This window comes from Streptomyces sp. NRRL WC-3742 (assembly GCF_000720635.1).
GTDB lineage: Bacteria > Actinomycetota > Actinomycetes > Streptomycetales > Streptomycetaceae > Kitasatospora.
In genome coordinates this window covers 81,163-104,596 of record NZ_JOCF01000031.1, presented here as the reverse complement: position 1 = coordinate 104,596, position 23,434 = coordinate 81,163, and the positions used below count along the sequence as shown (strand labels likewise).

Genomic DNA, 23,434 nt, shown 5'->3' with positions numbered 1-23,434 from the left:
CTCTGAGCTAGGGCTAGGGGACTGGCGATGTCGAACAACGAGAGCGGTCTGCGCGAGTATCTGCGTCGCGCCACGGCAGAGCTGCGGGACGTCAACCGCCGGATGCGGGAGATGGAGGAGCGGCAGCAGGAGCCGATCGCGATCGTGGGCATGGCCTGCCGGTTCCCGGGCGGGGTCGCCTCGCCCGAGGACCTGTGGCGGCTCGTCGCGGACGGCCGGGACGGCGTCAGCCCGTTCCCGACCGACCGTGGCTGGGACCTCGACACCCTCTTCGACGACGACCTGGAGAAGGCCGGCACCTCCTACTGCCGGGAGGCCGGATTCCTGCACGACGCCGGACAGTTCGACCCGGCGTTCTTCGGCATCTCCCCGCGCGAGGCCGTGGCCGTCGACCCGCAGCAGCGGCTGCTCCTGGAGACCTCCTGGGAGGCGATCGAGCACGCGGGCCTCGACCCCCGCGCCCTGCACGGCTCCCGCACCGGCGTCTTCGCGGGCGTGATGTACCACGACTACCAGCCGCCCGTGGCCGCCGTCCCGGAGGAACTGGAGGGCATGGTCGGCACCGGCAGCGCGGGCAGCATCGCCTCCGGCCGCATCGCCTACACCCTGGGACTGGAAGGCCCGGCGGTGACGGTGGACACCGCCTGCTCCTCCTCCCTGGTCGCCCTGCACCTCGCCGCGCACGCCCTGCGCCAGGGCGAGTGCGAGCTGGCACTGGCGGGCGGCGTGACGGTGATGGCCACACCCTCGTCGTTCGTCGAGTTCAGCCGCCAGCGCGGGCTGGCCCCGGACGGGCGCTGCAAGTCCTTCTCCTCCTCCGCCGACGGCACCTCCTGGGCCGAGGGCGTCGGCGTCCTCGTGCTGGAGCGGCTGTCGGTCGCTCAGGCCAAGGGGCACCGCGTGCTGGCCGTCGTGCGCGGCTCGGCGATCAACCAGGACGGCGCCAGCAACGGGCTCACCGCACCCAACGGGCCCTCGCAGGAGCGCGTCATCCGGCAGGCGCTCGCCCAGGCCGGGCTGGTGTCGGCCGACGTCGACGCGGTCGAGGCGCACGGGACGGGCACGGCGCTCGGTGACCCGATCGAGGCGCAGGCGCTGCTGGCCACGTACGGGCAGGAGCGCGAGGAGCCACTCTGGCTCGGGTCGCTGAAGTCCAACATCGGGCACTCCCAGGCGGCTGCCGGTGTCGGTGGCGTCATCAAGATGGTGATGGCGATGCGGCACGGTGTGCTGCCGCAGACGCTCAACGTGGACGAGCCGACCCGGCACGTGGACTGGTCGGCGGGTGCGGTGGAGCTGCTCACCGAGCGGCGGGACTGGCCGGCGGTGGACCGTCCGCGCCGGGCAGCCGTCTCCTCCTTCGGGATCAGCGGCACCAACGCCCACGTCATCCTCGAACAGGCCGAGGCGACCGAGCCCGCCGAGGTGGAGGCGGCGACGGAGACGCCTGCTGGGGTCGTCCCGCTGCTGATCTCGGCGGCGAGCCCGGAAGCGCTGCGGGGGCAGGCGGCGCGGCTGGCCGCGTTCCTGGAGCAGCGGCCGGAGGCCGAACCGGCGGCGGTCGCTGCCGCGCTCCTGCGGCGGACGGCGTTCGGGCACCGGGCGATGGTCGTTGGGTCGGAGACCGGCGAACTGGTCGACGGGCTCGGGTCGTTGGTCGTCGGCGAGGCCGTGTCGGACGCGCCGAAGGTGGGCGTGCTGTTCACCGGGCAGGGGGCTCAGCGGGCCGGGATGGGGCGGGAGTTGTGCGCCGCGTTCCCGGTCTTCGAGGCGGCCTTCGAGGAGGTGTGCGCAGCGTTCGACCCGCTGCTCGGGCGGTCACTGCGCGACCTGTGCTTCGAGGCTTCCGACTCGGACGAGTTGGACCGGACGCAGTACACGCAGCCTGCGCTGTTCGCGTTCGAGGTCGCCGCGTACCGGCTGTTGGAGAGCCACGGGCTGCGGGCCGCCGCCTTGATCGGGCACTCCATCGGCGAGCTGGCCGCCGCGCACGTCGCCGGGGTGTTCTCACTGGCGGACGCGGCCCGGCTCGTCGCCGCACGCGGGCGGCTGATGCAGGAACTCCCCACCGGTGGCGCGATGATCGCCGTCCAGGCCACCGAAGCGGACGTGCTCCCGCTCCTGGTCGGGCACGGCGACAAGGCAGCCGTCGCCGCCGTCAACGCGCCCACCTCCGTGGTGATCTCGGGCGAGGACGCCACGGTCACCGCCGTCGCCGAGCGGCTCGCCGCCTCGGGACGTAAATCCCAGCGGCTACGCGTCAGCCACGCCTTCCACTCCCCGCTGATGGACCCGATGCTCGACGAGTTCCGCACGGTCGCCGCCTCCGTCACCTACCACGAGCCGACGATCCCCGTCGTCTCCAACGTCACCGGCACCATGGCAACTTCGGCCCAGCTCACCGACCCCGAATACTGGGTACGCCACGTCCGCGAGGCCGTCCGCTTCACCGACGGCCTCACCACCGCCCACGCCCAGGGCATCACCACCTACGTCGAGACCGGCCCCGACGCCATCCTCACCGCGCTGACCCGCCAGATCCTCGCCGACCACCCCCAGGCCACCGCCACACCCCTCGCCCGCCGCAACCGCGACGAAGCCCGTACCGCCCTCGAAGCCCTGGGCACCCTCTGGACCCGTGGCGCCCGCATCGACTGGACCCCGCTGCTCCCCGCCCAGGCCGCCCCCGTCGACCTGCCCACCTACGCCTTCGACCACCAGCACTACTGGATCAAGCCCCAGGCCACGACCGGCGGCCTCACCACCGCCGGCCGCCTCTCCCTCACCACCCACCCCTGGCTCGCCGACCACACCGTCCACGGCACCCCCCTCCTCCCCGGCACCGCCTTCGTCGAACTCGCCCTCCAAGCCGCCCACCGCACCGACACCACCCACCTCCACGAACTCACCCTCCAAGCCCCGCTGGTGCTCACCGAGCAGGGCGCCCGCCAGCTCCAGGTGACCGTCTCCGAACCGGAAGGGACCGGCCACCGCGCCGTCACCATCCACTCGCGCCCCGCCGACGGCGAGTCCGAGGAGCCGTGGACCCTCCACGCGGACGGTCTGCTCGCCGGCCGGGACGTCCCGCCCGCCCAGGAGTTCACGGCCTGGCCCCCGGCCGGTGCTCAGCCGATCGCCGTCGACGGCCTCTACGACCGCCTCGCCGACCTCGGGCTCGGCTACGGCCCGCTGTTCCAGGGCGTCACCGCCGCCTGGTCCCTCGACGGCGAGATCCTCGCCGCCATCGAGCTGCCCGAGCAGACGCACGCCGACGCCGCCCGTTTCGGCCTCCACCCGGCGCTGCTCGACTCCGCCCTCCACACCCTCGCGCTGAGCGGCGGCGAGGAGGACTCCGAGACCCGGCTGCCCTTCTCCTGGTCGGGTGTGACCCTGTGGTCGGCGGGCGCGACCGCGCTGCGGGTGCGGGTCGCCGGTACGGACGGCCCGTCCGTCCGCCTCCAGGTCGCGGACGGCGCCGGTACGCCCGTACTCTCCGTGGACGCGCTGGTCCTGCGGCCGGTCACCGCAGGGCAGTTGAGCGGCGGCGCATCCGGCGCGCTGCTCGGCGTGGAGTGGGTCGAGCTGCCCGTCCCGGCCGCCGACCAGGCCCCGCGCCTGGCCGCCCTCCGCACGTCCACGCTCGGCGTCGACGCTTACGAGGACCTCGACGCGCTGGCCGCCTCCGGGCCGCTGCCCGAGGTCGTGCTGACCGAAGTCCGTAAGGGCGAAGGCCCGGAGGCCGTCCGGACCGTCGCCCGGGAGGTGCTGGCCCTCGCGCAGGAGTGGCTGGCCGAGGAGCGGTTCGCCGGTTGCCGCCTGGCCGTGGTCACCCGGGGTGCCGCCGCCACCGACTCGCCCGACCCGGCGCTCGCCGCCGCCCGGGGCCTGATCCGGGCCGCGCAGGTGGAGCACCCGGACCGGTTCGTCCTCCTCGACACCGACGAGGAGAGCCTGCCGCTGCTCCCCGCCGCCCTCGCCACCGACGAGACCGAACTCGCCCTCCACTCAGGCACGCTGAGCGCACCGCGCCTCGTCCGCCTGCGGGAGACGGCCGCCGCCGTGGCGCTCGACGGCACCGTGCTGATCACCGGCGGCACCAGCGGCCTCGGTGCTCTCGCCGCCCGCCACCTGGTCGCGACGCACGGCGTGCGCCACCTGGTGCTCGCCAGCCGACGCGGTATCGACGCGCCCGGCGTCGCCGAACTCCGCGACGAGCTGGCTGCGTTGGGCGCGAGCGTCACCGTCGCCGCGTGCGACGTCTCCGACCGCGACGCCCTCGCCGCGCTGCTCGCCACCGTCCCGGCCGAGCACCCCCTCACCGCCGTCGTCCACGCCGCCGGGACCCTCGCGGACGCCCCCGTCACCGCGCTCACCGAGGCACAGCTCGACCACGTCCTCGCGCCGAAGGCCGAAGCCGCCCGGCACCTCCACGAGTTGACCCGCGAGCTGCCTCTCACCGCCTTCGTCCTCCTCTCCTCCCTCGCCGGCACCTGGGGCAACGCGGGCCAGGCCAACTACGCCGCCGCCAACGCCTACCTCGACGCCCTCGCCGCCGCCCGCCGCGCCGAGGGGCTGCCCGGCACGGCCGTCGCCTACGGTCTCTGGGACACCCGCACCGGCCTGAGCGAGGCCCTCACCGACGCGGACCTGGAGCGCATGCGCCGCCAGGGCCTGCGCCCGCTCACCGTCGAGCAGGGCCTCGCCGCCCTCGACGCCGCCCTCGGCACGGACCGCCCGCTCATCGTCTCGACGGGCCTCGCCCTGCGCGCCCTCGCCGACCAGGACCGGGTGCGGCCGCTGCTGCGCCGCCTGGTCACCAACCGCGTGACCGGCGGCCCGCTGCGCCGTGCCTCCGCCGGGGGCGCCCGCACCGGTTCGCCGCTGTACGAGCAGCTGATCGGGCTGGACGAGCCCGGCCGCCAGGCGTTCCTGGTGGACGTGGTGCGCGGGCAGGTCGCGGCGGTTCTGGGCTTCGCCGGGCCGGAGGCCGTCCACGCCGACCGGCTGTTCCAGGAGCTGGGCTTCGACTCGCTCACCGCCCTCGAACTGCGCAACCTCCTCAACCAGGCCACCGGGCTGGTCCTGCCCGCGACGCTCGTCTTCGACTACCCGACGCCCACCGCCCTCGCCCGCCACCTGGCCACCGCGCTCCTCGGCACGGCGGCCGCCGTGAGCGTCGCCCGTACGGTCGGCGCGGACGAAGACCCGATCGCGATCGTCGGCATGGCCTGCCGATTCCCCGGCGGGGTCGGCTCGCCCGAGGACCTGTGGCGCCTGGTCGCGAACGGGCGGGACGGCATCACCGGGTTCCCGACCGACCGTAGCTGGGACCTCGACGGACTCTTCGACGACGACCCCGAGCGCGCGGGCACCTCGTACTGCCGGGAGGCCGGATTCCTGCACGGGGCCGGGGAGTTCGACGCCCCCTTCTTCGGCATCTCGCCCCGCGAAGCCGTGGCGATCGACCCGCAGCAGCGGCTGCTGCTGGAGACCTCCTGGGAGGCGATCGAGCGCGCCGGGCTGGACCCGCGCGGGCTGCACGGCTCGCGGACCGGCGTCTTCGCGGGCGTGATGTACCACGACTACCAGCCGGCGGTCGGGGCCGTGCCCGAGGAACTGGAGGGCATGGTCGGGACGGGCAGCCTCGGCAGCGTCGCCTCCGGGCGCATCGCGTACACCCTCGGGCTGGAGGGCCCGGCGCTCACCGTCGACACGGCCTGCTCCTCCTCGCTGGTCGCCCTGCACCTGGCCGCGCAGGCGCTCCGGCAGGGCGAGTGCGACCTCGCGCTGGCGGGCGGCGTCACCGTGATGGCGACCCCGGCAGCCTTCGTCGAGTTCAGCCGCCAGCGGGGCCTCGCGCCGGACGGGCGCTGCAAGTCCTTCTCCACCGGGGCGGACGGCACCTCCTGGGCGGAGGGTGTCGGCATGCTGGTGCTGGAGCGGCTCTCGGACGCGCAGCGCAACGGGCACCGGGTGCTGGCGGTCGTGCGCGGCTCGGCGATCAACCAGGACGGGGCCAGCAACGGGCTCACCGCACCCAACGGGCCCTCGCAGGAGCGGGTGATCCGCCAGGCGCTCGCCCAGGCCGGGCTGGTGTCGGCCGACGTCGATGCGGTCGAGGCGCACGGGACGGGCACGGCGCTCGGTGACCCGATCGAGGCGCAGGCGCTGCTGGCGACGTACGGGCAGGAGCGCGAGGAGCCGCTCTGGCTGGGCTCGTTGAAGTCCAACATCGGGCACTCCCAGGCGGCGGCCGGTGTCGGTGGCGTCATCAAGATGGTCATGGCGATGCGCCACGGCGTCCTGCCGCAGACCCTCAACGTGGACGAGCCCACCACCCACGTCGACTGGTCGGCGGGCGCGGTGGAACTGCTCACCTCGCGGCGGGACTGGCCGGAGGTCGACCGTCCGCGCCGGGCTGCCGTCTCCTCCTTCGGGATCAGCGGCACCAACGCCCACGTCATCCTCGAACAGCCCGAGAGCGTCGAAGAGCCGGAGACGTCCACCGGGCTGGTCCCGCTGCTGGTCTCGGCGGCGAGCCCCGACGCGCTGCGCGCCCAGGCCGCGCGCCTCGCGGCTCACCTGGAGGAGCAGCAGGGCGAGTTGGGCGCGGGTGCCGTCGCGGCCGCGCTCCTGCGGCGAACGGTCTTCGATCACCGGGCGGTGGTCGTCGGCGGCGAGACGGACGAACTCGCCGCCGGGCTCGCCTCGTTGGCGAACGAGCCCGGCGGTGTGGGCGGGGCCTTCGCGCCGCCGAAGGTGGGCGTGCTGTTCACCGGGCAGGGGGCTCAGCGGGCCGGGATGGGGCGGGAGTTGTGTGCCGCTTTCCCGGTGTTCGAGGCGGCCTTCGAGGAGGTGTGCGCAGCGTTCGACCCGCTGCTCGGGCGGTCGCTGCGCGAACTGTGCTTCGAGGCTTCCGACTCTGACGAGTTGGACCGGACGCAGTACACGCAGCCCGCGCTGTTCGCCTTCGAGGTCGCCGCGTACCGGCTGCTGGAGAGCCACGGGCTGCGGGCCGCCGCCCTGATCGGGCACTCCATCGGCGAGCTGGCCGCCGCGCACATCGCCGGGGTGTTCTCCCTCGCCGACGCGGCCCGGCTCGTCGCCGCACGCGGGCGCCTCATGCAGGAACTGCCCGAGGGCGGCGCGATGATCGCCGTCCAGGCCACCGAAGCCGACGTCCTCCCGCTCCTCGCCGGACACGAGCACACCGCCGCCATCGCCGCCGTCAACGCGCCCACCTCCGTCGTCATCTCCGGCCAGGACGCCACGGTCACCGCCGTCGCCGAGCAGCTCGCCGCCTCGGGACGTAGATCCCAGCGGCTACGCGTCAGCCACGCCTTCCACTCGCCGCTCATGGACCCGATGCTCGACGAGTTCCGCGAGATCGCCGAGAGCATCGCCTACCAGGAGCCGACGATCCCCGTCGTCTCCAACGTCACCGGAACGATGGCGACTTCGGGCCAGCTCACCGACCCCGAGTACTGGGTGAGCCACGTCCGCGAAGCCGTCCGCTTCACCGACGGCCTCACCACCGCCCACGCCCAGGGCATCACCACCTACGTCGAAACCGGCCCCGACGCCACCCTCACCGCCCTCACCCGCCAGACCCTCGCCGACGAGGAACAGCTCACCGTCGCGCCCGTCACCCGCCGCAACCGCGACGAAGCCCGTACCACCCTCGAAGCCCTCGGCACCCTCTGGTCACGCGGCGCCGCGATCGACTGGTCCCCCCTCGTCCCGGCCACCGCCACCCCGGCGGTGGACCTCCCCACCTACGCCTTCGACCACCAGCACTACTGGATCAAGCCCCTCCCCGCCCCCGGCGGCCTCACCACCGCCGGTCTGCACACCCTCGACCACCCCCTCCTCGGGGCCGTCACCCGTGTCGCGGGCACCGAGCAGCTGATCCTCTCCGGCCGCCTCTCCCTCACCACCCACCCCTGGCTCGCCGACCACACCGTCCACGGCGCCACCGTCGTGCCGGGCGCGGCGCTCGTCGAGCTGGTCCTGCAGGCGGCTCTCCGTACCGGCAGCGGCCGGGTCGGCGAGCTGGTCCTCCAGGCCCCGCTGGTGCTCGCCGAACAGGGCGCCCGCCAGCTCCAGGTGACCGTCTCCGAACCGGACGAGACCGGCCACCGCGCCGTCGCCGTCCACTCCCGCCCCGAGGAGTCGGCCGACTCGACCGAGCCGTGGACCCTGCACGCCGAGGGCCACCTCTCCCCCACCGCCGACCGGGCGCCCGGCGATCTCACCGCCTGGCCCCCCGCCGGCGCCGAGGCGGCCGACCCCGGCGAGCTCTACGCCCGGCTGGCCGCCCTCGGTCTCGACTACGGCCCGGCCTTCCAGGGTCTGCGCGCCGCCTGGCAGACCGAGGACGCCCTGTACGCCGAGGTCGAACTGCCCGAGGACGTACGGGCGGAGGCCGACCGCTACGCCCTGCACCCGGCGCTGCTGGACGCCGCCCTTCACACCCTCGCCGTCGACCAGCACACCCGGACCTCCGACGGGCAGGCGCAGACCCTGCTCCCCTTCACCTGGTCCGGCCTGACCCTGCACGCGCACGCCGCGACCGCCCTGCGCGTCCGGATCACCACCGAGGGCCCGCACGAGGCTTCGCTCCACCTCGCCGACACGACCGGCGCGCCCGTCCTCACCCTCGACGCGCTCGCCCTGCGCCCGCTGGCCGCCGACCGGCTCACGGCCGCCACCGCCTCCACCGCCGACGTCTCCTTCCACGTCGAGTGGACCCCGGTGGCCATCGGTGAGGCCGAGCCCGGCCCGTACACCGTCGTCGAGATCACCGCCGCGCCCGCCGAGGCCGAGGACCCGCTGCGGGACACCCTGCGCCGGGCGCTGGCCGCCGTCCAGGAGCACCTGGCCGACCCCGAGGCCCCCCGGCTCGTCCTCCTCACCCGGGGCGCGGTGGCGACGGCCGCCCCCGATCCGGTGCAGGCGGCCGTCCGGGGCCTGGTCCGCAGCGCGCAGGCGGAGCACCCGGACCGGTTCGTCCTGGTCGACGCCGACGAGAAGAGCCTGCCGCTGCTGCCCGCCGCGCTGGCCACCGGCGAGCCCGCGCTCGCCCTCCACGAGGGCGCGGTGAGCGCCCCGCGCCTCGTCCGCCACACGCCCGCGCCCACGTCCACGTCCACGCCATCCTCGGAACTCCCCTCCCCGGAACTCCCCTCCCTCGACGGCACCGTCCTCATCACCGGCGGCACCACGGGCCTCGGCGCCCTCATCGCCCGCCACCTGGTCACCGCGCACGGCGCCCGCAGCCTCCTGCTCACCAGCCGGCGCGGCTCCGAGGCGCCCGGAGCCTCCGAACTCGCCCTGGACCTCACCGAGTTGGGTGCCGAGGTGACCGTCGCCGCCTGCGACGTCTCCGACCGCGACGCCCTGGCCGCGCTGCTCGCCTCCGTCCCGGCCGACCACCCGCTCACCGCCGTCGTCCACGCCGCCGGGACCCTCGCGGACGCCCCCGTGAGCGCGCTGACCGAGGAGGGCCTCGACCACGTCCTCGCCCCCAAGGCCGATGCCGCCCGCCACCTGCACGAGCTCACCCGTGACCTTCCCCTCACCGCCTTCGTCCTCCTCTCCTCCCTCGCCGGCACCTGGGGCAACCCCGGCCAGGCCAACTACGGCGCCGCCAACGCCTACCTCGACGCCCTCGCCGCCGCTCGCCGCGCCGAGGGCCTGCCCGGCACCGCCCTCGCCTACGGCCTGTGGAACGCGGGCGGCATGACCGCCCACCTCACCGAGGCCGACCTGCGCCGCATGGGCCGGTCCGGCGTGCTGCCGCTGACCGACGCCCAGGGCCTCGCCGCCTTCGACGCCGCGCTCACCGCCGACCGCCCGGCCGTCCTCTCCGCCCGCCTCGACCTGCGGGCGCTCGCCGACGGCGACCAGGTGCACCCGCTGCTGCGCCGCCTCGCCACCGCACGCCCGGCAGGCCGTCTGCGCCGCGCCGCCGCCCGGCCCGGCGCCCAGGGCGCCCTCGCCGAGCGGCTCGCCGGACTCGACGGGCCCGCCCGGCAGGAGCTGCTGCTGGGGATCGTCCGGGGCCAGGTCGCTGCCGTGCTGGGCTTCGCCGGGCCGGAGGCCGTCCACAGCGACCGGCTGTTCCAGGAGCTGGGCTTCGACTCGCTCACCGCCCTCGAACTGCGCAACCAGCTGAACGCCGCCACGGGCCTCCAGCTGCCCGCGACCCTGATCTTCGACCACCCCACCCCCGTCGCGCTCGCCCGCCACCTCGCCACCGCGCTCCTCGGCACGGCCACCGCCGTGACCGTCACCCGCACCGGCGGCACCGACGCGGACGACCCGATCGCGATCGTCGGCATGGCCTGCCGCTTCCCCGGCGGGGTCGCCTCGCCCGAGGACCTGTGGCGGCTCGTCGCCGAGGGCCGGGACGGCATCACGCCGTTCCCCACCGACCGAGGCTGGAACCTCGACACCCTCTTCGACGACGACCCGCACCGCACCGGCACCTCCTACTGCCGGGAGGCCGGATTCCTGCACGAGGCCGGGGAGTTCGACGCCGCCTTCTTCGGCATCTCCCCGCGCGAGGCCCTCGCCACCGACCCGCAGCAGCGCCTCCTGCTGGAGACCTCCTGGGAGGCCGTCGAGCGCGCCGGGCTCGACCCGCGCGGCCTGCACGGCTCCCGCACCGGCGTCTTCGCGGGCGTGATGTACCACGACTACCTGCCTGCGGTGGGCACCACACCCGGCGAGCTGGAGGGCCTGATCGGCACCGGCGTCGCGGGCAGCGTCGCCTCCGGCCGCATCGCCTACACCCTCGGCCTGGAGGGCCCCGCCCTCACCGTCGACACCGCCTGCTCCTCCTCGCTCGTCGCCCTGCACCTCGCCGCGCAGGCGCTCCACCAGGGCGAATGCGACCTCGCGCTGGCGGGCGGCGTGACCGTCATGGCCACCCCGGGCGCCTTCATCGACTTCAGCCGCCAGCAGGGCCTGGCCCCGGACGGGCGCTGCAAGTCCTTCTCCACCGGCGCGGACGGCACCTCCTGGGCGGAGGGCGTCGGCATGCTGGTGCTGGAGCGGCTCTCCGACGCGCAGCGCAACGGACACCGGGTGCTGGCCGTCGTACGCGGCTCGGCGATCAACCAGGACGGGGCCAGCAACGGGCTCACCGCGCCCAACGGGCCCTCGCAGGAGCGGGTCATCCGGCAGGCGCTCGCCCAGGCCGGGCTGTCCCCCGCCGAGGTCGACACCGTCGAGGCCCACGGCACCGGGACCAGCCTCGGCGACCCCATCGAGGCGCAGGCGCTGCTCGCCACCTACGGGCAGGAGCGCGAAGAGCCGCTCTGGCTCGGCTCGTTGAAGTCCAACATCGGCCACGCACAGGCCGCGGCCGGTGTCGGCGGGATCATCAAGATGGTCATGGCGATGCGCCACGGCGTCCTGCCGAGGACCCTGCACGTCGAGGAGCCGACCACCCACGTGGACTGGACGGCGGGCGGGGTGCGGCTGCTCACCGAGCAGCGGGACTGGCCGGAGGTGGACCGGCCGCGCCGCGCGGGCGTCTCCTCCTTCGGAATCAGCGGCACCAACGCCCACGTCATCCTCGAACAGCCTCTTCGGGAAGCCGAGTTCACTCCGACTGATCCTTCCGATCCGGCCCCCTGGCTCGTCTCGGCCCGCAGCCCGCAGGCCCTGCGCGGCCAGGCGGCGCGGCTGACCGCGTTCCTGGAGCAGCAGCCGGAGGCCGAACCGGAGGCGGTCGCGGCGGCGCTGGCCGCCCGTACGGCCTTCGAGTACCGCGCGGTGGTGCTCGGCGGCGAGGAACTGCCCACCGCGCTGGGCGCGTTGGCACAGGAGGCGTCGACACAGGGCGGCACGGCTCCCGGCCTGGTCCAGGGCGCGGCGCTCACCGACTCCCCCCGGGTCGGCGTCCTCTTCACCGGCCAGGGCGCCCAACGAGCCGGGATGGGCCGGGAGTTGTCCGAGCGGTTCCCGGTGTTCGCCGCCGCGTTCGACGAGGTGTGCGCCGAACTCGACCAGCACCTCGGCCGCTCGCTGCGCGAACTGTGCTTCGATGCCTCCTCCGACTCGGGCGAGTTGGACCGGACGCAGTACACCCAGCCCGCACTGTTCGCCTTCGAGGTCGCCGCGTACCGGCTGCTGGAGAGCCACGGACTGCGGCCCGCCGTCCTGGTCGGCCACTCGATCGGCGAGCTGGCGGCCGCCCATGTCGCGGGCGTCCTCGACCTGTCCGACGCCTCCCACCTGGTCGCCGCGCGCGGCCGGCTGATGCAGCAACTCCCGGCCGGTGGCGCGATGATCGCCGTCCAGGCCGCCGAGGCCGACGTCCTGCCGCTCCTCGCCGGACACGAGGGCAGGGCGGCCGTCGCCGCCGTGAACGCCCCCAGGTCCACCGTGATCTCGGGCGAGGAGGAGACCGTCACGGCGATCGCCGGGCAGCTGGCCGCCGCCGGTCGCAAGACGCAGCGGCTGCGCGTCAGCCACGCCTTCCACTCCCCGCTCATGGACCCGATGCTCGACGAGTTCCGCGAGATCGCCGCCTCCCTCCACTACCACGAGCCGACGATCCCGATCGTCTCCAACCTGACCGGGGAGATGGCGACTTCGGCCCAGCTCACCGACCCCGAGTACTGGGTGCGCCACGTCCGCGAGGCCGTCCGCTTCACCGACGGACTCACCGCCGCCCACGCGCTGGGCATCACCACCTACGTCGAGACCGGCCCCGACGCCGTCCTCACCGCCCTCACCCGCCAGATCCTCGCCGACGAGGAGCAGCTCACCGCCGCACCGCTGGCCCGCCGCAACCACCCGGAGGGCCGTACCGCCCTCGAGGCGCTCGCCACCCTCTGGACGCGCGGCGCCCGCATCGACTGGGCCCCGCTCGTCCCGGCCGCCGGCCCGGTGGAGCTGCCCACCTACGCCTTCGACCACCAGCACTTCTGGATCAAGCCGCAGGCCGCCACCGGAGACCTGAGCACCGCCGGGCTGAACGCCCTCGACCACCCCTTCCTCACCGCCGTCACCGAACTCGCCACCGGCGAGCAGCTCGCGCTCTCCGGCCGCCTCTCCCTCACCACCCACCCCTGGCTCGCCGACCACACCGTCCACGGCACCACCCTCGTCCCGGGCACGGGCCTGGCCGAGCTGGCGATCCGGGCCGGGGACGAGGCCGGCTGCCCGGTGCTGGAGGACCTGACGCTGCAGGCGCCGCTGGTCCTGCCCGAGCAGGGCGGGCTCCAGGTGCAGGTGACGGTCGGCGCCCCGGACGCCCAGGGGCTGCGGCCGGTCGCGATCCACTCGCGGCCCGAGTCACGCGCCGAGGGCGAGCCCCAGGAGCCGTGGACCGTCCACGCGGACGGACTGCTCGCCCCGGCCACCCGTCCCGCCGCCGACACCGACACCGGGGCTGACCTGGCCGCCTGGCCGCCCGCCGGTGCCCAGTCCGTCGACACCGCCGACGCCTACCCCTACCTGGTCGGCCGGGGCTACGGCTACGGCCCGGTGTTCCAGGGTATGAAGGCGGTCTGGCGGCGCGGCGAGGAGGTGTTCGCCGAGGTCGAGCTGCCCGAGCAGGCACACGCCGACGCCGCCCGCTTCGGCCTCCACCCGGCGCTGTTCGACGCGGCGATGCACATGATGCTGCTGATCGGTCGCGAGGACGGCACCGAGCAGACGCTGCTGCCGTTCTCCTGGTCCGGGGTCACCCTGCACTCGGCGGGCGCCACCACCGTCCGCGTCCGGATCGCGCCCCGGGGCAGCGGCGGCGTGAGCATCGCCATGGCGGACGCCACCGGCGCGCCCGTCCTCACCGTCGGGACGCTCGGCATCCGGCCGGTCTCCGCCGAGCAACTGGCGGGCGCCGGGCAGGCGTCCGGGGTGCTGTACGCGCTGGACTGGATGCCTGCCGCCCTCGCGGCCGCCGAACCCGCCGCCAACGTCGCGGTGCTGGGCACGGGCCTCGCCGACCTCTCCGGCGTCGTCCGCCACGCCGACTGGACGGCGCTCACCGGCCCCGCCCCCGAGCACCTGCTGGCCGAACTCCCCGCGCCTGCACCCGGCGAGGCGCCGCAGCGGCTGCGCGAGGCTTCCCGCCACGCGCTCGGCCTGGTGCGGGGCTTCCTCGCCCAGGACGCCCTGGCGGACACCCGCCTGACCCTGGTCGTCCGAACCGACGCCGCCGCACCCTCCGCCGAACTCGCCGCCACCCCGGACCTCGCGCTCGCCCCCGTCCGGGGCCTGATCCGGGCCGCCCAGGCCGAGCACCCCGGCCGCTTCGCGCTCCTGTCCACCGACGAGGAGAGCGTGCCGCTCATCCCGGCCGCCCTCGCCACCGAGGAGCCCGAACTCGCCCTCCGGCAGGGCGCGATGACCGTCCCGCGGCTCGTCCGCCACACGCCCGCCCCCGCCGCGGAGCTCCCCTCCCTGGGGGGCACCGTCCTGATCACCGGCGGCACCGGGGGCCTCGGCGCGCTCGTCGCCCGCCACCTGGCCTCCGTCCACGGCGTCCGGCACCTCGTCCTCACCAGCCGGCGCGGCTCCCGGGCGCCCGGTGCGGCCGAACTCGCGCTTGACCTCGCCAAGTTGGGGGTCGAGGTCACCATCGCCGCCTGTGACGTGTCCGACCGCTCCGCGCTCGCCGCACTCATCGCCGAGCACCCGCCGACGGCCGTCGTCCACACCGCCGGAGTCGCCGACAACGGGCTCGTGGATGCCCTCACCGAGGCGCAGTTCGACCGCGTCCTCGCGCCCAAGGCCGACGCGGCCTGGCACCTGCACGAACTGACCCGCGACCTCCCGCTCACCGCCTTCGTCCTCTTCTCCTCCGCCGGCGGCATGGTCCTCGCCGCCGGCCAGGCCAACTACGCCACCGCCAACCTGTTCCTCGACACCCTCGCCGAGCACCGCCGCGCCGAGGGCCTCCCGGCCACCTCCCTCGCCTACGGCCTCTGGGACACCCGCACCGGCCTGAGCGAGGGCCTGACCGAAGCCGACCTGGAACGCATGCGCCGCCAGGGCCTGCCGCCGCTCACCGAGGCCCAGGGCCTCGCCGCCCTCGACGCCGCGCTCACCGCCGAACGGCCCGTCCTCGTCCCCCTCAGGGTCGACCCGGCAGCCCTGCGCCACCGCACCGACGACCTGCCCGCCCTGCTGCGCGGCCTGCGCCCCGCAGGCGCCCGCCGTACGGCCCGGGGCGGCGCGGGCACCGGCCCGGTGGAGCTGGAGCGCCGGCTCCTCGGCCTCGCCGGGGCCGAGCGGGAGGCGGCCGTCCTGCGGTTCGTCCAGGAGAAGGCGGCCGGCGTCCTCGGCCACGCCTCGGCCGACGCGGTGGAACCCGAACGGGCCTTCCAGGACCTCGGGTTCGACTCGCTGACGGCCGTCGAGCTGCGCAACCAGCTGAACGCCGCGACCGGTCTGCGCCTGCCCGCCACCCTGGTCTTCGACTACCCGAGCCCCGTCGCCCTCTGCGCCCACCTGCTCGGCGCCCTCGCCCCGGCTCCCGCGACCGCTCCCGGACGCGGACTGAACGCCGAACTCGACGCCGTCGAAGCCTCGTTGGCCGCCCGGAGCGCCGCCCCGGACACCGACCGCGAGGCGATCACCGTCCGCCTCGAGCAGCTGCTCGCCGACTGGAGGAAGGCGACCAGGCCCGCCGAGACCGAGGACCTGGCCGAACGGTTGGAGGCCGCCAGCGCCGCCGACCTGCTCAGTTTCATCGACAACGAACTCGGGCTCTCCTGAGCCGGTCCCAGCTGAGGAAGGACACAACCGTGCCCAGTGAAGAGCAGTTGGTCGAGTACCTCAAGCGCGTCACCGCCGAGCTGCACAGCACCCGGCAGCGCCTCCAGGAGGTCCGCGACAAGGACCGCGAGCCGATCGCCGTCGTCGGCATGGCCTGCCGCTACCCCGGCGGCGTCACCACCCCCGAACAGCTCTGGGACCTGGTGATCGAGGGCCGCGACGCCGTCTCCGAGCTGCCCGAGGACCGGGGCTGGGACATCGAGGGCCTCTTCCACGACGACCCCGAGAACCCCGGCACCTCCTACTGCCGCCGCGCCGGATTCCTGTACGACGCCGCCGAGTTCGACCCGAAGTTCTTCGGCATCTCCCCTCGCGAGGCCGTCGGTATCGACCCGCAGCAGCGCCTCCTGCTCGAAGCCTCCTGGGAGGCGATCGAGCGGATCGGCCTCGACCCGCGCACCCTGCGCGGCTCCCGCACCGGCGTCTTCGCGGGCGTGATGTACCACGACTACGGCATGAACGCCCTGCTCGCCTCCACCAGCGGCGGCAGCCTGATCTCCGGCCGCGTCGCCTACGCCCTCGGCCTGGAGGGCCCGGCCGTCACCCTCGACACCGCCTGCTCCTCCTCCCTCGTCGCCCTGCACCTCGCCGCCCAGGCCCTGCGCAACGGCGACTGCGAACTGGCGCTCGCCGGCGGCGTCACCGTGATGGCCACGCCCGGCATGTTCCTGGAGTTCAGCCGCCAACGGGGCCTCGCCCCCGACGGGCGCTGCAAGTCCTTCTCCTCCTCCGCCGACGGCACCTCCTGGGCCGAGGGCGTCGGCGTCCTCGCACTGGAGCGGCTCTCCGTCGCCCGGGCCAAGGGCCACCGCGTGCTCGCCGTCGTGCGCGGGTCGGCGGTCAACCAGGACGGCGCCAGCAACGGCATCACGGCGCCCAACGGCCCCTCCCAGGAGCGCGTCATCCGCCAGGCCCTCGACAACGCCGGGCTGACGCCCGCCGACGTCGACGCCGTCGAGGCGCACGGCACCGGCACCACCCTCGGCGACCCGATCGAGGCACAGGCGCTGCTCGCCACGTACGGGCAGGAGCGCCCGGGGGGCCGGCCGCTGCTGCTGGGCTCCTTCAAGTCCAACATCGGGCACGCGCAGGCGGCCGCCGGGGTCGGCGGCGTCATCAAGATGGTGATGGCGCTGCGGCACGGCGTCCTGCCGAGAACACTCCACGTGGAGGAGCCGAGCCCGCACGTCGAGTGGGACACGGGCGCGGTGGAACTGCTCACCTCGCAGCGCGACTGGCCCGAGCTCGACCGCCCGCGCCGGGCGGCCGTCTCCTCCTTCGGCATCAGCGGGACGAACGCGCACGTGGTGCTGGAGCAGGCCGAGCCCTCGGAGGGGACGGAAACCGAGGAGCAGGCCCGGCCGCACGCCTGGCTGCTGTCGGCCGCCGGCCCCGAGGCGCTGCGCGGGCAGGCGGGCAAGCTCGCCGAACTCGTCGAGCGGCAGCCGGAGTTGCACCCGGGCGCCGTCGCCAAGGCGCTGCACGGGCGGACGGTCTTCGAGCACCGGGCCGTGGTGGTCGGCGCGAAGCTGGACGAACTCCGGGGCGAGCTCGGGCGGTTGGCGGTCACCGGGGCGGCGCAGGGGGCGCCGAAGGTGGGCGTGCTGTTCACCGGGCAGGGCGCTCAGCGGGCCGGGATGGGGCGGGAGTTGTCCGCCGCGTTCCCGGTCTTCGAGGCGGCCTTCGAGGAGGTGTGTGCGGCCTTCGACCCGCTGCTCGGGCGGTCGCTGCGCGACCTGTGCTTCGAGGCTTCCGACTCTGACGAGTTGGACCGGACGCAGTACACGCAGCCTGCGCTGTTCGCCTTCGAGGTCGCCGCGTACCGGCTGTTGGAGAGCCACGGGCTGCGGGCCGCCGCCCTGATCGGGCACTCCATCGGCGAACTGGCCGCCGCGCACGTCGCCGGGGTGTTCTCACTGGCGGACGCGGCCCGGCTCGTCGCCGCACGCGGGCGGCTGATGCAGGAACTGCCCACCGGCGGCGCGATGATCGCCGTCCAGGCCACCGAGGCCGACGTCCTCCCGCTCCTCGCCGGACACGAGCACACCGCCGCCATCGCCGCCGTCAACGCGCCCACCTCCGTGGTGATCTCCGGCGAGGACGCCACCGTCACCGCCGTCGCCGAGCAGCTCGCCGCCTCGGGCCGCAAGTCCCAGCGCCTGCGCGTCAGCCACGCCTTCCACTCCCCGCTCATGGACCCGATGCTCGACGAGTTCCGCACGGTCGCCGAGAGCATCGCCTACCACGAGCCGACGATCCCCGTCGTCTCCAACGTCACCGGAACAATGGCGACTTCAGCCCAGCTCACCGACCCCGAGTACTGGGTGCGCCACGTCCGCGAAGCCGTCCGATTCGCGGACGGCCTGGGCGCCGCCCACGCCCAGGGCATCACCACCTACATCGAAACCGGCCCCGACGCCATCCTCACCGCCCTCACCCGCCAGATCCTCGCCGACGAGGAACAGCTCACCGTCGCGCCCGTCACCCGCCGCAGGCACCCCGAGGACCGGATCGCCCTCGAAGCCCTCGGCACCCTCTGGACGCGCGGCGCCCGCATCGACTGGACCCCGCTGCTCCCCGCCCAGGCCGCCCCCGTCGACCTGCCCACCTACGCCTTCGACCGGCAGCCCGCCTCTCCCTCACCACCCACCCCTGGCTCGCCGACCACACCGTCCACGGCACCCCCCTCCTCCCCGGCACCGCCTTCGTCGAACTCGCCCTCCAAGCTGCTCACCGCACCGACACCACCCACCTCCACGAACTCACCCTCCAAGCCCCGCTGCCGCTGGCCACGCCCGTCCAGCTCCAGGTCGCGGTCGGCGCCCCGGCCGAGGACGGCCACCGCGCGGTCACTGTCCACTCGCGCCCGGCCGACACCGAGGCGCCCTGGACCCTCCACGCCGAGGGCCATCTCTCCCCCACCCCCGACGAGGAGCCCGCCTCGCCGAGCACCTGGCCCCCGACCGGCGCGCAGCCCGTCGCCGTCGAGGACCTGTACGACCGCATGGCGGAGCTCGGCCTCGACTACGGCCCGCTGTTCCAGGGCGTCACCGCCGCCTGGTCCCTCGACGGCGAGGTCCACGCCGAGGTCGAACTCCCCGAGCCCGCCCACCCGGAGGCCGCCCTCTTCGGCCTCCACCCGGCGCTGCTCGACGCCACCCTCCACACCCTCGCCCTCGGCGACTTCCTGCAGGACGTCGAGCCGGGCCTCCCCGCCCTCCCCTTCGCCTGGCAGGGCGTGAGCCTGCACGCCACGGGCGCCACGACGGTCCGCGTCCGGGTCCGCTCCGAGGGCGCCAACGGCGTCCGGCTGGAGATCGCCGACGCGGACGGCTCGCCCGTCCTCACCGTGGGCGCGCTGCGGCTGCGCCCCCTCTCGGTGGAGCAACTGGCCACCGCCGACCGTTCCTCCGAGGTCCTCTTCGACGTCGAGTGGACGACCGTACGGGCCACGGGCCCCGCGCCCACCGGCCTCGCCGTCCTCGGTGACGACCTGCCCGGCCTCACCGGCGTCGACCGCCACCCCGACTGGGCCGCGCTCGCCGAAGCCCGTCCGGCCTGGATTCTGGCCGAGATCCCCGCCCCCGCCTTCGGGGATACGCCCGAGCGGCTGCGCGAGGCCACCTACCGGGCGCTCGATGTCGTCCAGGCGTTCCTCGCCCAGGACGGCCTGGCCGACGCCCGCCTCGCCCTCGTCACCCGGGGCGCTGTCGCCACCGCCGACCCTGACCTCGCCGTCGCCCCGGTCTGGGGCCTGGTGCGCGCTGCCCAGGCCGAGCACCCGGGCCGCTTCGCTCTCCTCGACACCGACGAGGAGAGCCTGCCCCTGCTGCCCGCCGCCCTCGCCACCGAGGAACCCGAACTCGCTCTCCACGCAGGTACGGTGGCCGCGCCGCGATTCATCCGCCACCCCGGCGCCGCTCCTGCCGCCTCGCCGCTCGACCCGAACGGCACCGTCCTGATCACCGGCGGCACCGGCGGCCTCGGCGCGCTCGCGGCCCGCCACCTGGTCGGGACGCACGGCGTCCGGCACCTGCTCCTCACCAGCCGACGCGGCCTCGCCGCCCCCGGTGCCGCCGAACTCCGCGACGAGCTGGCCGCGTTGGGCGCGAGCGTCACCGTCGCCGCCTGCGACGTCGCCCACCGCGAGGCGCTCGCCGCGCTGCTCGCCACCGTGCCGGCCGAGCACCCGCTCACCGCCGTCGTCCACGCCGCCGGCGTCGGCGACAACGGGCTCGTCGACGCCCTCACCCGCAAGCAGTTCGACGGCGTCCTCGGCGCCAAGGCCGACGCGGCCTGGCACCTGCACGAGCTCACCCGCGACCTCCCGCTCACCGCCTTCGTCCTGTACTCCTCCGCCGGCGGCATGGTCCTCGCCGCCGGGCAGGCCAACTACGCCACCGCGAACGCCTTCCTCGACACCCTCGCCACCCACCGCCGCGCCGCCGGACTGCCCGGCACGGCCGTCGTCTACGGCCTGTGGGACACCCGGACGGGCCTCAGCGAATGGCTCGCCGAGTCCGACCTCGAGCGCATGCGCCGCCAGGGCCTGCCCCCGCTCACCGAAGCCCAGGGCCTCGCCGCCCTCGACACCGCACTCACCGCCGAACGGCCGGTCCTGGTCGCCCTCAAGGTCGACCAGCCCGCCCTGCGCCACCGCACCGACGACCTCCCCGCCCTCCTGCGCGGCCTCCGCCCGGCGGGCGCCCGGCGGGCGGCCACCCGGGACACCCGGTCCTCCACCGGCCTGGCCTCCCGACTCGCCGGCCTCTCCGCCACCGAACGGCAGGAGCACCTGCTCAAGCTCGTCCGGGGCCAGGTCGCGACCATCCTCGGCTTCACGGACGCCTCCGAGATCAACCCGGAGAAGCCCTTCCAGGACTTCGGCTTCGACTCCCTGACCGCCCTGGAGTTCCGCAACCAGCTCACCGCCGCCACCGCGCTGCGCCTACCCGCCACCCTCGTCTTCGACTACCCCACCGCCGCCACCCTGGCCGCCCACCTCGCCACCCGCTTCGGCGACCCGGCCGACCGCCCGGCGGACGGCCTGCGCCTCTTCGCCGACCTCGACCAGATCCAGCGCTCCCTGGCCGACCTCCCCACTGACCCGGTCATCCGCACCCGCCTCACCACCCGCCTGCGCGAACTCCTCACGACCCTCGACACCCAGCCCACCACAACGGCCGACGTCTCCACGGCCACTGACGACGAGCTGTTCAGCTTCATCGAAGACCTAGGCGTCTGACCTCCTCACGCCCGGCGCCGGAAGTCGGTCCCCCCGACTTCCGGCGCCGCCCTGCTTGCGCAACAGCCACACCACGCCCCACCCACCACAACGCCCACACCCGCGCAGGAAGTCGGCCCCACCGACTTCCTGCGCGGCACCCCGCATCCCCTGCGCGAGAGTCCCTCTCCTGCTCGGCCTCGGCGACCGGCCTCACCCCGAACCACCCCACGCGCTGCAGCCGAGAGCCCGCGCCCCGCACTCCCACCCAAACCTCGTCCGGCCAGTCAGCGCGCGCCTGGAGTCGGCCAGAATCTGCGGAGGTGGTTCCGACGAAGGCAGCCTCCTCGCCATCCGGGTTACCTCTCAGAGTGGTTGGGATCCCAGGATGGCGTGTGCCAGTACCTGAGGAGGCCGTTCCGTGGAAGCTCAGAGCACGTGACCCGGAGTTACGGCGGCAACGGCCTCCGGACCGTTCGGCCAGCTTGAGCATCCCCGCCTCGAAGAGGTAGCCCGCCGTGCCCCTTGGCCTGTTCGTCAGTCACCATTGCTGGCTTCCCCGCCCCTCGATTGCATCACCGGCCGGAGCAGGTCGAGGACGCTGATCCAGTTGTAGGCGTTCCGGCCACCACCGGACTTGGGCTTGTGGGGAACGTAGTCGCCGATGAATACATCCATTGCCCGGAGGCGGGTCAAGCTCTCGACATATGCGGGGTGAGCGGCCTGGGCGGAGTTGAGGTAGGGCTGTACGGCCACGGGGATACCGAGCCCGTAAGCCTCGCACAGGATGCCGAGTGCGAGCGTGTCGGCGATGCCCGCCGCCCACTTGTTGATGGTGTTGAACGTGGCTGGAGCAACCGCAATGGCGTCGGCCCGGGGCACCGATGGCGATCCGCTCGGCGTGGACCACGCCGAGCGGATCGGGTAGCCACTCTGAGACTCGATGGCTTCCTGGTCTATGAACCCGAGAGCGCTGGGGGTGGCGACCACGACAACTGCCCAGCCTTCCGCATGGGCAGCCGCGATCAGCTCGCCAACGCCGTCGGCGATTCCCGCCGCGCAGACGATGATGTAGAGGATCGGCCCTCGGCGCGCCATCAAATCGGAACCCCCAACTCCTGGCAGAGGCGGCGAAGTTCCGGAACACTACCGCGCCGGTCTCGTGCAGCCATATCTCCGACCAGATCCAACACACTGGGGCGACGACGGACGTCCTCCGATGCGCAGCCATCAGCGATCCTCAACGCCTGGACCGCCTCGGCCAGTTTGCCCTGTTGGCTGTGGGCCCGGGCAGCATCCACCCAGAGTGCGGCACGCCGCTCTGGGACCGGGATACGGCGACGCATCAGAGGCTGGGCATCCGCCAGCGCCACCCCGGCATCACCGAGCGCCACGGCGGAGCTGACTCCATGGAGCGCAACGTTCGTGGGGCTGAAGTTCGCCCAGGATTCCGGCCCGTCGAGATCCACGTATCGCGCGACGTCTCGGGCCTCGGCGAGGAATTCACCCGCCTTCGCGCGGTCTCCGCCCGCGCTCGCGGCAGTCACACCACGGAGAAGCATCAGACCGAACGCCGCAAGGTAGCCGGGCGATCGTTTGTCGTAGCGGCCGGCGAGCTGGTCGGCGGTGTGACGGATCAGGTTGATGGCAGGTGCGGTGTGCCGATCGCGGGCAAGGACATGTGCCTGAACCCGGACACTGGACGCCAGCACCACCGGGTCGCAACTCCGCTCCGCCTCGGTCATGGCCCGGCCGACAGCGAGCCAGGCGTTTCCATGGTCACCGAGTTTGAGCAGCAGGCTCACGGCAGTCTGGTAGGCCGTAGCGAGCATCCCGGAGAGCGCGTGATCATCGGCTCGATCTGCGTGCTGCGCACTGCGCAGATCGGCGATCAACTGCGGTAGCTTCGCCTCGAGTTCGGCATAACGGCAGCTGTAGAAGCACCTCCGGGCCTGGGACAGTCGGGCCGAAAGCACAGCCGTCGAAAGAGGGGCCTGATCCAGCCGCACCGGTCCGGGCAGGAGCTCCCGCACGAGATCCTTCGCCACTCGCGGATGGCTCACGGGGGCCGCGAGCGCAGCGGCACTCGCGGCCAGGAAGTTTCGGCGGTGCATATCGTCCATCCTGCTGTCCGTGTGAGCCGGGGGCGCGAGGCCGAAGCTCGCCAGCGGAATGCCGAGCACGGCCGCGACGGCACGCAGGACCTCGATGTCCTGCGTGCCCTTCCCGCTCTCCAAGCGACTGATCTTCGACTGGTGATACCCCAGCTCCGAGGCCACATCCGTCTGCGAGCGACCACTGAGCACCCGCGCCCGGCGGATCACCTCACCGGGCGAGAGAACAGCGGTGTCTCTGCTGGTCGTCCGTGACATGGCTTCTCCTGCTTGCACTGATCACACCCGATATGCC

3 protein-coding genes and 1 pseudogene are annotated in these 23,434 nt (G+C 74.3%); 2 read left to right on the top strand and 2 right to left on the bottom strand.

The features are described from left to right. Positions 1–21 precede the first annotated feature (21 nt). Complete coding sequence (locus tag IH61_RS42980; RefSeq protein WP_420713959.1) at positions 22–15,741, top strand: SDR family NAD(P)-dependent oxidoreductase; 15,720 nt, start codon at positions 22–24, stop codon at positions 15,739–15,741. A gap of 71 nt (positions 15,742–15,812) precedes the next feature. Further along, positions 15,813–21,046, top strand: a pseudogene (locus tag IH61_RS50290) (type I polyketide synthase); the annotation flags it as partial. A gap of 516 nt (positions 21,047–21,562) precedes the next feature. Here the strand turns inward: IH61_RS50290 and IH61_RS0118585 are convergent. Both IH61_RS0118585 and IH61_RS0118580 read right to left on the bottom strand, forming a co-directional pair. Beyond that, complete coding sequence (locus IH61_RS0118585; protein ID WP_037972992.1) at positions 21,563–22,123, bottom strand: flavoprotein; 561 nt, start codon at positions 22,121–22,123, stop codon at positions 21,563–21,565. Further along, positions 22,123–23,397, bottom strand: coding sequence for a helix-turn-helix domain-containing protein (locus IH61_RS0118580; RefSeq protein WP_031071122.1), 1,275 nt, complete (start codon positions 23,395–23,397; stop codon positions 22,123–22,125). The genes IH61_RS0118585 and IH61_RS0118580 overlap by 1 nt, the downstream gene beginning before the upstream one ends. Between the last annotated feature and the right edge of the window lie 37 nt (positions 23,398–23,434).

Excerpts from the sequence above, each read along its gene's own strand:
- IH61_RS0118580 (WP_031071122.1), bottom strand. The coding sequence starts at position 23,397 with ATGTCACGGACGACCAGCAGAGACACCGCTGTTCTCTCGCCCGGTGAG.
- IH61_RS0118585 (WP_037972992.1), bottom strand. The coding sequence starts at position 22,123 with ATGGCGCGCCGAGGGCCGATCCTCTACATCATCGTCTGCGCGGCGGGA.